Source organism: Clostridium sp., assembly GCF_016650095.1.
Lineage (GTDB): Bacteria > Bacillota > Clostridia > Clostridiales > Clostridiaceae > Clostridium_AD.
Window position 1 is genome coordinate 1 of sequence record NZ_JAENWL010000044.1, and the last position, 14,641, is coordinate 14,641.

Annotated in this window: 12 protein-coding genes and 1 pseudogene; 3 read left to right on the forward strand and 10 right to left on the reverse strand. The window is 31.2% G+C overall.

The features are described 5' to 3' along the window. Positions 1-576 (reverse strand): XTP/dITP diphosphatase (locus tag JJE11_RS04550; RefSeq protein WP_291633080.1); only part of this gene is annotated, 576 nt, incomplete at its 3' end. Positions 577-601: 25 nt separating this feature from the next. Next, positions 602-1,576: an AIR synthase family protein gene (locus JJE11_RS04555; RefSeq protein ID WP_291633082.1), complete on the reverse strand. Its 975-nt coding sequence runs from the start codon at positions 1,574-1,576 to the stop codon at positions 602-604. A 92-nt stretch (positions 1,577-1,668) separates the two neighbouring features. Between JJE11_RS04555 and JJE11_RS04560 the strand changes: the two genes are divergently transcribed. Continuing rightward, positions 1,669-3,048 carry a hypothetical protein gene (locus JJE11_RS04560; RefSeq protein ID WP_291633084.1) on the forward strand — a complete coding sequence of 460 codons (1,380 nt, stop codon included), beginning with the start codon at positions 1,669-1,671 and terminating at the stop codon, positions 3,046-3,048. A 364-nt stretch (positions 3,049-3,412) separates the two neighbouring features. Here JJE11_RS04560 and JJE11_RS04565 read toward each other — a convergent pair whose 3' ends face one another. Then, the gene (locus JJE11_RS04565) at positions 3,413-4,087 is read right to left on the reverse strand and encodes an HD domain-containing protein (protein ID WP_291633085.1); all 675 of its coding nucleotides are present in this window, start codon (positions 4,085-4,087) and stop codon (positions 3,413-3,415) included. Positions 4,088-4,288: 201 nt separating this feature from the next. Here JJE11_RS04565 and JJE11_RS04570 point away from each other — a divergent pair, with 201 nt between their 5' ends. After that, positions 4,289-4,462, forward strand: coding sequence for a DUF2281 domain-containing protein (locus tag JJE11_RS04570; RefSeq protein WP_291633087.1), 174 nt, complete (start codon positions 4,289-4,291; stop codon positions 4,460-4,462). Between the two features lie 324 nt (positions 4,463-4,786). On the opposite strand, the gene JJE11_RS04575 is transcribed toward JJE11_RS04570, so the two are convergent. After that, positions 4,787-6,409 carry a peptide ABC transporter substrate-binding protein gene (locus JJE11_RS04575; RefSeq protein WP_291633089.1) on the reverse strand — a complete coding sequence of 541 codons (1,623 nt, stop codon included), beginning with the start codon at positions 6,407-6,409 and terminating at the stop codon, positions 4,787-4,789. Between the two features lie 252 nt (positions 6,410-6,661). Between JJE11_RS04575 and JJE11_RS04580 the strand changes: the two genes are divergently transcribed. Continuing rightward, positions 6,662-6,910: a hypothetical protein gene (locus JJE11_RS04580; protein WP_291633091.1), complete on the forward strand. Its 249-nt coding sequence runs from the start codon at positions 6,662-6,664 to the stop codon at positions 6,908-6,910. 85 nt (positions 6,911-6,995) lie between these two features. Here the strand turns inward: JJE11_RS04580 and ligA are convergent, their stop codons facing one another. The 6 genes and pseudogenes from ligA to JJE11_RS04610 form a co-directional block, all read right to left on the reverse strand. Next, the gene (gene ligA, locus JJE11_RS04585) at positions 6,996-8,990 is read right to left on the reverse strand and encodes an NAD-dependent DNA ligase LigA (protein WP_291633098.1); all 1,995 of its coding nucleotides are present in this window, start codon (positions 8,988-8,990) and stop codon (positions 6,996-6,998) included. A 274-nt stretch (positions 8,991-9,264) separates the two neighbouring features. Further along, positions 9,265-11,526, reverse strand: a complete 2,262-nt coding sequence (gene pcrA, locus JJE11_RS04590) for a DNA helicase PcrA (protein WP_291633093.1) — start codon at positions 11,524-11,526, stop codon at positions 9,265-9,267. Positions 11,527-11,820: 294 nt separating this feature from the next. Then, entirely contained in the window at positions 11,821-12,123 is a 303-nt protein-coding gene (locus JJE11_RS04595) for a YerC/YecD family TrpR-related protein (protein ID WP_291633101.1), read from the reverse strand. A 349-nt stretch (positions 12,124-12,472) separates the two neighbouring features. Continuing rightward, the gene (secG, locus tag JJE11_RS04600; protein ID WP_291633095.1) at positions 12,473-12,703 is read right to left on the reverse strand and encodes a preprotein translocase subunit SecG; all 231 of its coding nucleotides are present in this window, start codon (positions 12,701-12,703) and stop codon (positions 12,473-12,475) included. A gap of 235 nt (positions 12,704-12,938) precedes the next feature. Then, entirely contained in the window at positions 12,939-14,234 is a 1,296-nt protein-coding gene (eno, locus tag JJE11_RS04605) for a phosphopyruvate hydratase (RefSeq protein WP_291633097.1), read from the reverse strand. A gap of 71 nt (positions 14,235-14,305) precedes the next feature. Next, a pseudogene (locus JJE11_RS04610) lies at positions 14,306-14,641 on the reverse strand (2,3-bisphosphoglycerate-independent phosphoglycerate mutase); the annotation flags it as partial.

A 14,641-nucleotide genomic window follows, 5' to 3' on the forward strand; every position in this document is an offset into this window, starting at 1 on the left:
ACTTTTTAATTTATCTAATGCCCTTCCCCTATGACTAATAGCATTTTTTTCATCTGCGCTCATCTGTGCAAAAGTTTTGTTGAATTCACTTACAAAAAATAGCGGGTCATATCCAAATCCTTCTTCCCCTCTAAATTCAGATGTGATTATCCCCTCTGATTCACCTTGTACTTTCACTGTTTTATTTTCATTAACTATAAGGACCATTGCGCAAACAAATTTAGCTTTTCGCTTTGCTTCACCAGTGCCATCTAAAAGATTTAATAACTTCTCATTATTTTCTTTGGTATTTCCATGTTCGCCTGCAAACCTAGCTGAAAAAACACCAGGAGCGCCATTTAATGATTCTACTGATAAGCCTGAGTCGTCTGCAAGCACCATGTCTCCATGCGCTATTTTGAAAATCTCACTAGCCTTAATCTCTGCATTCTCCATGAAGGTACTTCCTGTTTCCTCTACATCAACATTAATATTAGCTTCTTTTAAAGATAACACTTCAAAAGGAAATTGCAATAACATTTCCTTTATCTCCCTAACTTTGTGTTCATTATTACTTGCGACTATTAATTTTTTCATTGTTATTTTCTCGCCTCTTTCTTAATCATATACTAAATAACTCGTCTCTTGCAGGTGGCAAAACATCTTTGTAAGTTTCGTCGATTACTAATATGCCTCGTTCTTCAGTCATTTTCCCTATTACCGTAGCTTGTATTCCTTCACTATTAAATTTATCTACTAAGTCTTTCCCATAAGTAGCAGTTATTAGCATACTTCCTGAAGATATAAATTTCAAAGGGTCAATATTAAGTTTTCGGCATATTTTATGGGTAATATCGCTAATTGGCATTTTATCGTTATATATCTTAAATCCCAAATTACTAGCCTCCGCAACTTCCCATAATGCTCCTAAAACTCCCCCTTCAGTTATGTCGTGCATAGAATTAACCCCAAACTCTCCCGCTATAAGGCCTTCTTTAACCACACTAATGCTATTAACATACTCTTTAGCTGTCTCAATTTCACTATGCGTTAAAACATCTCTTACCCTATCTAAATGGTCGTTTACTACAATTGAAGTTCCTTCCATACAGAGTAGTTTGGTAACAATAATTTCATCCCCTAGCTTAGCTCCAGAAGTTGCCACTGCACCTTGTGCTTTTCCTTTTCCTATTGCTGTACACGAAACTACTATTCTATTCACAGCGGCCGTAACCTCAGTGTGTCCACCTAATATCTCCACGTTCAATTTCTTTGTTTCTTCATCAATTTCTCCCATGATGTTTTTTATATCTTCAAGAGTCGCAGTTGGTGGTACAAGAATCGTAACCAAAATACCTATAGGCTCTACTCCACACGAAGCTATATCATTACAGTTTATATGAACTGCTAATTTACCTATATTTTTATCCGCCCCCGTTATTGGGTCAGTCGATACAACGCACTCATATTCACCAAAATTTATAACACTACAGTCTTCGCCTATTCCGCTTCTAATTCTTACGTCACTTCTGACAACACTTTTATTGTTGTCAATTATCTGTTTTAAATCATCCCAATTTAGTTTTCCAACTTTCATATAAATTCTTCCTCTCTATTTTTATAAAACTGGCACACTTTAATAAATCTATCATACTATTAATATAAGGATTAATATATGGTGGTGTAAACTTGAAATTTATAGGACCTTTTTTAAGAATCAATTCATTAAATAAAAATAACATAAAAAATCAATTTTTCTACTTATCAAAAGAATCATTAAAAGATATAGTTTTTGATTCAAAATGCGGTATATATATTCCCTCGCGCGATTTAAAATCTAAATCTTTTTCTAAGATTGATATTAACACAAAACATTTAAATTCTCCACTTTTATGTGTTTACAAAAAAGCAGATGCTAAATTAAAATCACAAGAAGGCAAGTTAATTTGGAATGAAAACAAGGCAAAGAAGGAAATAACCGTTAATAGCAATGCATTCATGACTTTATCACTATTAGAACTTGTAGACTATTATAGTACCTTTAAGAACATTGACGAAACTAAATATGCCCAAAGCTCTCTATACCTTAACCTATGCAAAGAACAGTTAGGATTTTATGCTTCTCATTTCCGAAATAAAGATGGTCTCTTTGTTGATAAAAAGGATTTAACTGATCCTATGAACCCAGAATTTACTTTTGAAGACAAAAATAATAAATTCAAATTTTCTGATCAAGCTATGATGATGGCTGCTTATTACAAATACTCCACTTATAATGAAGGCGAAAATGAGCATGAATATAAACAATTTGCTCTAGATATCCTAAATATGTTTATTCAGTATAAAGAAGAAATTTACAATGTTTCTTTTGATGAGCTCAATAAAATATGCTTAGGCTTAAACATTTTTTACAAATACTCCGGCCTAGTCGAATGCCAAAACTTATTGCTAGATTTTTCAGATTTGCTTATCGAACAATATAATACTAAGCCCTCTATAATTATCAATGCTAAACTAGATTATTCCTGTATGCTTTTTATAAATTGTACACTTATATATAATAATACTCTCATGCTTAAGTTTAAAGATACTAGTGACGATTTATATGAAAAGCTTACAAAATTATATGATAATAATAAAGGTATTTTACTAAAGGAAAATACTGATAAAGAGACAATCTTTACTAGTGATGAACTTTTACTATACATGTACAGCCTAATGATATATTCTGATCTTAATAAAATAGAAGATGATTCTTACATGCTTCAAGATATTTTCAAGCATCAAATTATAGACTCAGGTTTAGTTTTAAGTTGGCCCGATCCTCCGTCTTTAGATAATTCAGAGCGATACAGGGATTTTTCACTAAAATCAGAGGATTTGCTCCGAGATGAAGATTTCAGAATGCCCGCTATGCCAACGCCTGAAAGTAATGAATTAGCTTCCATCTTCATTAAAAACGTGGTATATAATAAACGAAAAGAAAGCTTTAAACAAAGCAAATCGTCTTTTGATAGTAGCAAGAATATGTTTATATTCTTTTTAGCAACATTTTTCCGAAATAAATAGTCTTATGATTTGATAATTTAATGATTTTTCTTATATTATGCTGTAACTAAAAGTATATATTGCTTGAATGCTTTCACTTCACCATGCAATTCTAAAATTTATTTTATTTTCAGTTACTAAAAAATGCAAACTCGCTTTCGCTCAAACATGCATTTTTCTTTACGCATCTGAAAATAAAATAAATTGTGAATTGCTATGGTTTGTTCAAATGCATTCTACGCAATATATACTTTTGTTAGCATAATATAAGAAAAAGAGCTTAGGTATCTGGAAAACAAAGTCCATCAGCAATTTTGTGTAACCTTTTAAAATGCAGTGAATCTCGTCTTTTCTTAATTAGCACTTTGAAAATTTGTTAATAAAATTACTCAATGCCTTCCATATCTAACTTTAGTCTATTAAAATATTCTTCCATAAATTTGAGTCTTTCTTTTCCTATTTCTTTTGCTTTTTTTGTATACAATTTATCTGGAATTTTTTTAAGTTTTACTTCGTATTCAATAAAAGGAGTATGTTTTGAAATATCTTTTACCCTTCCATTTTGAGCAGTATTAGTATTTAAATAGTCACTGAGTGATCCATTTACTGTTAATCTCTGTCCAAATTGTCCTGACAACATAAAAGTTCGAGCAATACCGATTGCTCCAATAGCATCCAGCTTATCTGCATCGAAAAGTATTTTTGCTTCTATTGTGTTAGGCTCATTTCCCGTTCTAAATCTATGTGCTATGATGCAATGCTTTATTTTTTCAATTTTTCCTTCTTCATATCTAAGCTTTATTAATATGCCTTCTGCAATTTCACTACCTAAAACAGCATGGTCGATCTCTCCTGTTATATCTTTGCTCTCCTCTACTCTTGCAATATCATGTAACAATGCAGCTGGAATTAGTACTTCTAAATCAACATCACTCTCATCTTTTGAAAGTAATAAACAAAGATTATAAACCCTGAATACATGGTCTAAATTATGTGCTGAACAACTTAATTTGTCTTGAACAATTTCTAGGATTTTTTTATATTTTATATCTATATTCATCAGTATTAGCCTCCTATTTCACAAAATTATTATATTAATCATTTTACCAAACATATGTTCTTGCGTCAAATTATTTTAATTATGTATTTCATATAAAATTTTCAACTTTGAGTAGTTTTAAAACAAGGAATATCTGAGTATTATAATTTACTATAGTATATAATTAATATAAAGAGTTATAAATTGAAGAAGGTGAAGTTAATGAGTTTAGCAGAAAAACTAATAAAAGAATTTGAAGCACTTCCAGAAGACAAAAAAATAGAAGTAATAGATTTTGTTGATTTCTTGAAAAATAAAGATCAAAAAAAATTAGAAAATATGATGGATGTAATTATTATAGAAAACAATGAAGCGCTTAAGGAATTAAGCAAATAGAGTAGTACCACTTATGGAAGATGGCAGACTTGAAACTTCCAAAATGTTGTTAAATTTATTGCACTATAATAGTTTTCCTTATATTATGCTTACAAAAGTATAGGTCGCGTAGAATGCATTTGAACAAGCTTAGTAATTCATAATTTATTTTATTTATAGTTGCGTAAAAAAAAATATATGTTTGAGCGATAGCGAGTTTATATTTTTTAGCAACTATGGATAAAATAAATTTTAGAATTACTTAGTGCCGTGAAAGCATTTCAAGCAACCTATACTTTTCGTTACAGCATAATATTAGAAAAACCACTTAGATTGTAATTGAAATTATTTTGCACCTGTCCCATCCTCTTTATAAGCATAATCAAATATTAAATTTCCACTCCTCGTTATATAAATGCCTTTAATATTTTCTTTTTTACATATAACTGTATTAGCTATATATACAGGTATGCAGGGCAAATCTTTTGCTAATATTTCTTGTGCCTGATTATAAATCATTATTTTATTTTCATTATCCTTAGATGAATTACCCTTTGATGAATTATCCATTAATGCACTTTCTATTATTTTGTCATACTCTAAATTCTTATATCCATAAATATTATATTTTGAATTTGCTGTCCATCTAGAAAAAAACTTATAAATATCTCCATATTCTTCATCGATTTTTGAAAATAGTATATTATAATTCCCCTTCGTAAGTACATCTTTAAGTTCATCTTTGTCGTATCCTGTGCAAACTACTTTCACACCTAAATATTCTTTAATATTTTTAGCTATTTCCTTTGATATTCTATTATCAAGGGTATTATTTTCATACACCATAATTATTTTTTTTGTTTTATCATATGTACTACTTTTTAAATATTCTAAGCCTTTATCTTTATTCCCAAAGGGATCAAAAATTAATTTACCATTATTCTCATTACCCGCGCTAGACGGTGTATAATTTATTGCTGGAACAGCCAGATCTTCTGATATAGTTTGTAAAATTAGTTCCCTGTCTATTATTGAACTAATTGCATTTCTAAAATTAATATCCACTGAATCTTTAGTTTTTAAATTAAAAGTTAAATAATACATGCTCTGCGACGGTATAACCTCAGTTTTCTTTTCCATACTTAGAGAAATTACTTCACTTATTGGGGGACTTACAAATACATCAATTTTTGAAGTATCACTGTACTGCGTAGTTTCAAAATCCGCTAAAGCTTTTTCTCCATCTTTTATAGTAGTAAACAGAATTTCGCTACTAACAATTTCACCAGCCCTCCAATATTTTTCATTCTTTAATAGTGATATTTCTCCATCTTCATTTACCCCATTTATAATAAATGGTCCACTATATTGAATTTCTCCATAACTACTTATCCAATTTTTCATATCTGGATTAGTTCCCCTTAAAGTAAAAATCGGATTACTAAGTATATTAAGAATATAAGTATTGGGGCTATTCAGTCTTATCTCTAATGTTAAATCATCTTTTGCTACAATAGCAACTTTTTCAAACCCTACTTTACCCATTCTAAAATCCTTAGCTCCAAATATACAATCTAATTGACTAGCAAAAATATTTTCCTCTTCCAATAAAATGTTACTAAAAAATCTTACAAAATCACTAGCTTTTATATCCGAACCATCACTAAAATGTAGATCCTTTCTTAATTTAAATGTATACCCAATTTTATCTTCCGAAATATCAATTTTCTCCGCCATAGCAGGTATTATTTCCCCATCTTTATCTTCTCGTACTAACCCTTCAAACAAGGTTAATAACAAATCTTTTTCTCTAACATCATCATTATTTAACATCAACAGATCCAATGGCAATTTCCCTAAGTTATAAACTAAATATTTTCTAGAAGCCGACGGCTTCACTTTCTTTTCGATGCAACCACTAGTTAGCATCGTCATAAATACTAATATTATACATAATAACTTTTTCATACCCGCCTCCTAAATGATCACTAGATAAATTAAAATAAATAACAAGTCATCCTCTAATTATTTTCATATGCCTTATTAGAAGTATTGACTTTTCGTATATTAAATAATCAAAAATAAAAACATTTATTATGAGTTTATCCAATCTATAATAAATTTATCTACATTGCTTTTTCGAGGTTCAATTATGTTATAATATGTATATACGTCAACAAATTTTTCATATTAAAATTTCACATAAGGGGTGGGTTTTCTGTGTTAACCATAACTATTCAAGTAGTTGCTTTACTTTCCATGTTAACTTTTATGTTTATCGGAATATGGAGCTTTATTTTATTAATCAAAATATTTTATCAGCTAAGATACAAAAATTACTTAATGGAAAAACTCATACAAAACACCTCTAAATTATCTTTTAACAATGAAAATAGAGAATGTCCTAAAGATTCCACTTACGATAAAGATAACTTTAAAGACATTGAAAAAGAAATATTGGAATCATAACATAAAAAAGACGTCATATGGCGTCTTTTTCTTTGTTATATATTCTAATCACATGTTATTCAATGCTTTCAACATGGCATACTGTCTATTTTAACATATTTACTAATTCCTCTTCTGATATAACTGTAATTCCAAGTCCTTGTGCTTTTGTAAGCTTACTTCCAGCATTCTCCCCAGCTAGCAGATAGCTGGTTTTACTCGAAACAGATCCTGCTACTTTTCCTCCATGGTTCTCTATCATTACTGAAGCTTCGTCTCGACCCATAGTAGTCAATGTTCCAGTTACAACGAAAGTTAATCCATTAAATCGAATATCGACCTGATTTGAATCTTCTACAGCCATATTAACGCCATAATCTTTTAATCTATCAATCATTTCTCGATTTTTATTATCTTCAAAAAACTTCAGTATACACAAGGCACTTATTTCACCTATATCAGAAACCTCTTGTAATTCCTCCAAGTTCGTATTTTGCAAATTTTCAATAGATTTATAATGTTTCATTAATGATTTTGCTGCTACCTTACCAATATTAGGAATTCCAAGTCCCGTAAGCAGACTTTGTGCCTCATTCTTCTTTGATTTATCTATAGCTTCTAATAACTTATCTGTGTTCTTTTCTTTTCCAATTATACCTTGTTCTATTAGTTCCTCACGATAATTAAACAGTGAATATACATCCGCTATATCTTTGATATACCCCAGACGTATTAGTTCCTTAATATATGCGCTGCCAAAACCTTTTATATCCATAGCAGTCCGACCAACAAAGTTAATGATATGTCTTTCTAGTTGCGCCAAACAGCTAGGATTTGTACATTTAATGTCAGCCGTATCTTTTTCGCGGACAGTAGGTGTCCCACATACCGGACAAATATCTGGAATCTTAAATCTATTTAATTCGTGTGTACGTTTTTCTTTCACTACAGACTTAATCTTCGGGATAATCTCTCCTGATTTGTATACAACAATTATATCTCCAATCCTTATATCTAAATCATCAATAAAATCTTGATTGTGAAGGATTGCCCTAGATACTGATGTACCGCATAAACGAATCGGTTCAAATATTGCTGTAGGAGTAATTCTACCTGTTCTCCCTACTGATACTTCAATATCGATTAATTTTGTTTCTTTTTCTTCTGGTGGAAATTTATAAGCTATAGCCCATTTCGGAACTTTTGAAGTATTTCCAAGTTCTTTTCTATCTTCCAAATTATTAATTTTAATAACAACTCCGTCAATATCATATGCTAAGTTGCCTCTTTCTTCAGATATAGCCTGGATAGCATTCCATACTTCATCAGCTGTTTTACATTTTACATAATTCTCAATAACTTTTACACCTTGCTTTTTTAGCCATTCATAACTTTCGGTGTGTGTTTCAAATTCAATACCTTTGCTTTCTTGGACATTAAAGATAAATAAAGATAGTTCTCTTTCCTTTGTTATTTTACTATCTAACTGTCTGAGTGTTCCCGCAGCACAGTTCCTTGGATTGGCAAATACTTTTTTATCTAATAACTCTTGCTTCTCATTAACCTTGTCAAACGCTTCACTCGCCATATATACTTCACCACGAATTTCGAGGTATGGAATGGGATCTTTCAATTTTCGTACAACATCTTTAATTGCTTTAGCATTTTCAGTAACATCCTCACCTTGAATGATTCCATCACCTCTAGTCACAGCCACTGTTAATTTACCATCTACATAGCGCAGAGACATTGACAAACCATCAATCTTAAGTTCAACAACAAATGTTGGATCATTTAGCTCTGCAATCATTTTATTTACATAAGTATAGACTTCTTCTTTTGCAAATACGTCTTGCAGACTGAGCATTGGGACATTATGCTTTACTAATATCCCAGCTTTTCTTTTAGCATTTCCACCTACTCTTTGAGTTGGGGAATCTAAAGTGATAAGTTCTGGGTATGTTTTTTCCATTGCTTTAAGATTCAACATTAATGTATCATAATCAGAATCTGATATTTCCGGATCATCCTCATTGTAATATCTATCACTATGGTAATTAATTATTTTTTTAATTTCATTAATTCTTTCTTCTACATTCATCGTATTTATATCAATATCCATACCCTACACCCTTTCACACAAGCCCTTCATATAGGCACATTCAAGTAAATAATAAGTCAGTACGCTAGTCTATTTTGAGTCAGACTTCATCGACAGAACCCGCCGATAGTACAACTATCAAGGTCACCTGTCTCTTTGTCTGACAAAAAATATCCGTCACATCTTTGACTTGTTATTTATTTTCATGCACCTTACTATTATGTACCTAAAATAAAATAACTAGTATTTAACTAGTTATTTATTTTCATTTTCCTTATAACATTTCCAAAGGTGCTTTATCTAATACCAACTTTTTTATTCCCATGTTATCAAAAGCTATTGAAATTAATGTGTCCTTATTAGAACTTGAAACTGACACAATGGTACCTACTCCAAATTTGCTATGTCTAACTTTTCTACCTACAGTAGCTTCACCCTTTATATCGTGTTCACTATTCATGGCGCCTTTGCCATTGGTAACTGATACATAATCATGCGCGGTAGTATTACTTTCTTTACTCGTAGAACTTAGGAGTCCATGCGGGTTATACTTTGGTATAGCCTTAGTATTATTTCTCTTTAATACCTGTACAGTCCTATTTTTAGTTCCTCCAATAATTTCTTTTAAATCTTCCGAGATTTCGCTTATAAAAGTAGAAGGTGGATACCCAACGCTTCTTCCAAATACCATCCTATTTTCAGCAGAAGTTATATAAAGCTTTTCTTCTGCTCTTGTTATAGCAACATAGCATAACCGCCTTGATTCTTCCATTTCAGTAGGACTGTTTAAAGAAGACATTCCTGGAAATAACCCATTTTCCATCCCTACCATGAATACTACTGGGAATTCTAACCCCTTTGCACTATGCACTGTCATCATTCCTGCAGTATTTACAGTTTCCTCTGGGTCTTCTGTATTTGAACCCAAACTTACTCCTTCTAAGAATGCTAAGAGTGATTTATCTTCTGAAGTCTTTTCAAATTCTACAGCATCTGATACTAATTCCTTTATATTTTCTACCCTGCTCTCATCTTCTGGTTCCTTAGATTTTTCTAACTGCTTTAGATACCCTGTATCGTCTAAAATACACTTAATTAGCTGAGATACAGGCACCTCTTCCTTTTTAACCATAAAACTATTCATAAGACTAACAAATTTACTTATGGATGATATATTTCTAGTTGTAAGTGTAGGTATATACTCTACATCTAGAACAGCACTATACAAACACTGATCTATTCCAGTTGCAAATTCTTGAATTTTTTGAATAGTTGCATCCCCTATACTTCTTTTAGGTACATTAATAATCCTTTTTAGTGCAATATCGTCAAGTGGATTATTCATAAGCTTTAAATAGGCCATTATATCCTTTATTTCTTTTCTATCATAAAACTTTAATCCCCCTACTATTCTATATGGTATTAAATTTTTCCTAAAACTTTCCTCAAAAATACGAGATTGGGAATTCATCCTATATAAAATTGCAAAATCCTTAAAGCTCTTATTTTCATCTTTCATAATTGTCTTAATTTGACTTGCTACAAAATTTGCCTCATCTCTGTCCGAAAATGCTCTATATAAATTAATTTTATCTCCACATTCTTTTTCGGTCCTTAGTGCCTTATCTTTTCTTTGGGAATTATTTTTTATGACTTCATTAGCTGCCGTAAGTATATTTCCTTTCGATCTATAATTCTGCTCAAGTTTAACTACTTTTGCGCTTGGATAATCTTTTTCAAAATCTAAGATATTGGTGACATCTGCACCCCTCCAAGCATAAATACATTGGTCATCGTCTCCAACTACGCATATGTTTTCCTTTTTATCTACTAAAAGCTTTACGAACATATACTGTGCCTTATTTGTATCTTGATACTCATCCACCATAATATACTTAAATTTTTTATGGTAAAAATCTAAAACCTCTTGATTATTTCTAAGCAAATCAACAGCTTTAAAAATCAAATCATCAAAATCTAGTGCATTATTGTTTTTTAGTTTCTTTTGATAAAGAACATATATATCAGCAATTTTATTTTTTCTAAAATCATTTTCATTTTCTTTTTTGTATTCTTTAGCAGAAATAAGTTCGTTTTTAGCACCTGATATTTTACCTAAAATCTCACCATCCGTTAAATCTTTTTCATTAATATCAAGTTCCTTCATACACTGTTTAATTAAACTCTTTTGATCATAGCTATCGTAAATAGTAAAATTCTTATTATAACCTAGCTTATCTATTTCTCTACGAAGAATCCTAACACAACTAGAATGAAATGTAGAAATCCACATATTATCCGCTACATTACCTACAAGGCTCCGCACTCTGTCCTTCATTTCACCGGCTGCTTTATTAGTAAAAGTTATGGCTAGAATCTGAGACGGATATATAGATAAATCCTCAATCATATGTGCAATTCTATAAGTTAAGACTCTAGTTTTTCCAGAGCCCGCACCAGCCAATATTAGTAGAGGACCATCCACTGTTATGGCTGCCTCACACTGCTCTTTGTTTAACAAACTTTTCAAATCCATAAAAACACTCCTTATATATTATATTAATACTAGTTACATCTAGAATTACTAGTTACATCTAGCATTACTAATTCTTCACTTAATGCGCATTTAAACAAATAACAAATCAATATGCTATTTATTTGAATGAGACAAACATATTTATAATTATATCACAGTCTGCGAGAACTAAAACGAAAAAAATAGAGACGATAAATTTATATTCACCCCTTTAGTTAAGCTGAGTAAACTTTGTTAACCGTCCCCTTTTATTTATTTTTATTTGTATCTGCAAGGCTATGAAAATAAATACACTTATTCTTTTAATTCCAAACGTCCTAATATAAGTTTATATCCATCACTACCATAATTTAATGATCTGTTTATTCTACTTATTGTAGCAGTGCTTGCCCCTGTAGTACTAGCTATATCCAAATAGGTTCTTTTTGCTGCTAACATTTTTGCTACTTGAAGTCTTTGCTCAAATGCTTTAATTTCATTTATAGTGCATATATCCTCAAAAAATCTATAACACTCTTCCTTTGTTTGTAGGCTTAAAACGCCCTCGAAAAGAAAATCCATATCTTTACTTTCTAATTTGGAACTATATTCACTCATCATCTTTCACCTCTAATAATCATAGATTACTTTAAACAATTTTATCATTTATATTACATTTTTACTGTTAAATCATCTCCTGCGGAGCTGCATATTAACGACTTCAGAAGGAGATTTATATTCCCACTGAAGTTTTATTTTTGCTAGAGTAGTTATCCTCTGGGTAGGTCTCTGGGGTAGATAACAATTCTCAACTGTTATCCTCCCACTTATAAAAGTGGTAGACTTTCCTTCTGAAATGTCGTTAAGATTTAAAAATATATAAAAAAGTGCAGTTTATTAAAAACTATTTAAATAAACTGCAGTAAACGTCTAAGATGTCTATTAAATTATGACTCAGATAATTATGTTATTTAACTATATTTAGCATCACGGTAATTAACATAAATAAAACTGCTGTAACTGCTGTGATTTTTGCTAATACTGATTCTGCAGTTTTTGTTTTATTTTTAGCAAAAAAAGTATCAGAACTTCCTGCTACAAGACCACTTAACCCATTTGATTTGCTAGGTTGCATCATAACTGTGACAATTATAACGATTGAAGTTATAACCTGAAAAACGACTAGAAAATTGTGCATGCGTACACCCCCTATTCATCCATTACCTAATTATTTTAGCATACTCTAAGGTAGCTTACAATGTAATGTAACTCACATAACATTACTATAATATACTGTTGAACAGATAAAAATCAATAATTAAATCATTGTACTTTTTATGTAAGTTTAACACAATTTCACTTGAAAATCCATACAAACAAAAGAAAAATGTAAGAGTATAGCCTATAACGACTATACCCCTAATAAAAAACAATTATCTTTTTATGTTGTAGAATGCTTTTAACCCTCTGTATTCAGCCATTTCGTCTAATTCTTCTTCTATTCTTAACAATTGATTGTATTTAGAAACTCGCTCGCTTCTAGCTGGAGCACCAGTCTTAATTTGTCCTGCATTCATAGCTACAACGAGATCTGCTATTGAAGTATCTTCAGTTTCTCCTGATCTGTGAGAAACTACTGCAGTATATCCTGCTCTCTCAGCCATTTCTATAGCATTTAATGTTTCAGTTAATGTTCCTATTTGATTTAATTTTATAAGGATTGAATTCGCAACTTTTTTATCAATTCCCATTTGCAATCTATCAGTGTTAGTTACAAATAAGTCGTCTCCAACTAATTGAACTTTATCTCCTATTTTATCAGTTAAGTATTTCCAACCTTCCCAATCCTCTTCAGCCATACCATCTTCAATTGAGATAATTGGATATTTGTTAACAAGTTCTACATAGTAATCAGCCATTTGCTCTGGAGTAAGTATTCTTCCCTCAGACGCTAAATTATATTTTCCATCTTCAAAGAATTCAGAAGCTGCTGGATCAAGAGCTATAAAGATATCTTTTCCTGGAACATACCCAGCTTTTCCTATAGCTTCAATTATAATTTTTATAGCTTCTTCATTTGATGATAAGTTTGGAGCAAATCCACCTTCATCACCAACACCAGTAGATAATCCCTTAGTTTTCAATAATGCTTTTAATGCATGATAAACTTCTGCACTCATTCTTAAAGCTTCTCTAAAAGAAGTTGCTCCAACTGGCATAACCATAAACTCTTGTAAGTCTACATTATTATCAGCATGGCTTCCACCATTTATAATATTCATCATCGGAACTGGTAAAACCTTAGCGTTTACTCCGCCAATATATTGGTATAATCCAAGTCCTAAAGACTCAGCAGCTGCTCTAGCGCATGCAAGTGACACTCCAAGAATCGCATTAGCACCTAGTTTTGCTTTATTAGGTGTTCCATCAAGTGCTATCATTGCATTATCAATTGCTACTTGATCATATATATTCATTCCTACTATCTCTTCAGCTATTATATTATTTACATTATCAACAGCGTTTAAAACTCCCTTGCCGCCATATACATCTTTGTCTCCATCTCTTAACTCTACAGCTTCGAATATACCAGTAGATGCACCAGATGGCACTGATGCTCTTGCTATTGTTCCATCTTCCAGTGTTACTTCAACCTCTACAGTTGGGAATGCTCTTGAATCCAAAATTTGTCTTGCATAAATATCAATTATCTCAATAAAGTTTTTCATATTATCTTACCTCCAAAGTTTTTTTCTATATTATTATTACCTAAATTAAACAATATAATCCTATAATTTATTTAAAGTGTAATTAAAGATTTTCCTGTCATTTCACTAGGTACAGCGAGTCCCATTACTTTCAGCATAGTAGGTGCTATATCAGCCAATGTACCACTAGCTTTTAGCTCATTACGATGATTTGAAACGCATGTAAATGGAACTAAATTTGTAGTATGTGCTGTCATAGGCTTTCCAGTTGAATAGTCAATCATTTGTTCAGAGTTTCCATGATCTGCAGTTATAAATACGGTACCATCGCTACTAAGAACACTTTCAACTATTTTCCCAAGACATTCATCAACTGTTTCTATAGCCTTTTTAGCCGCTTCAAAATCTCCTGTATGACCTACCATATC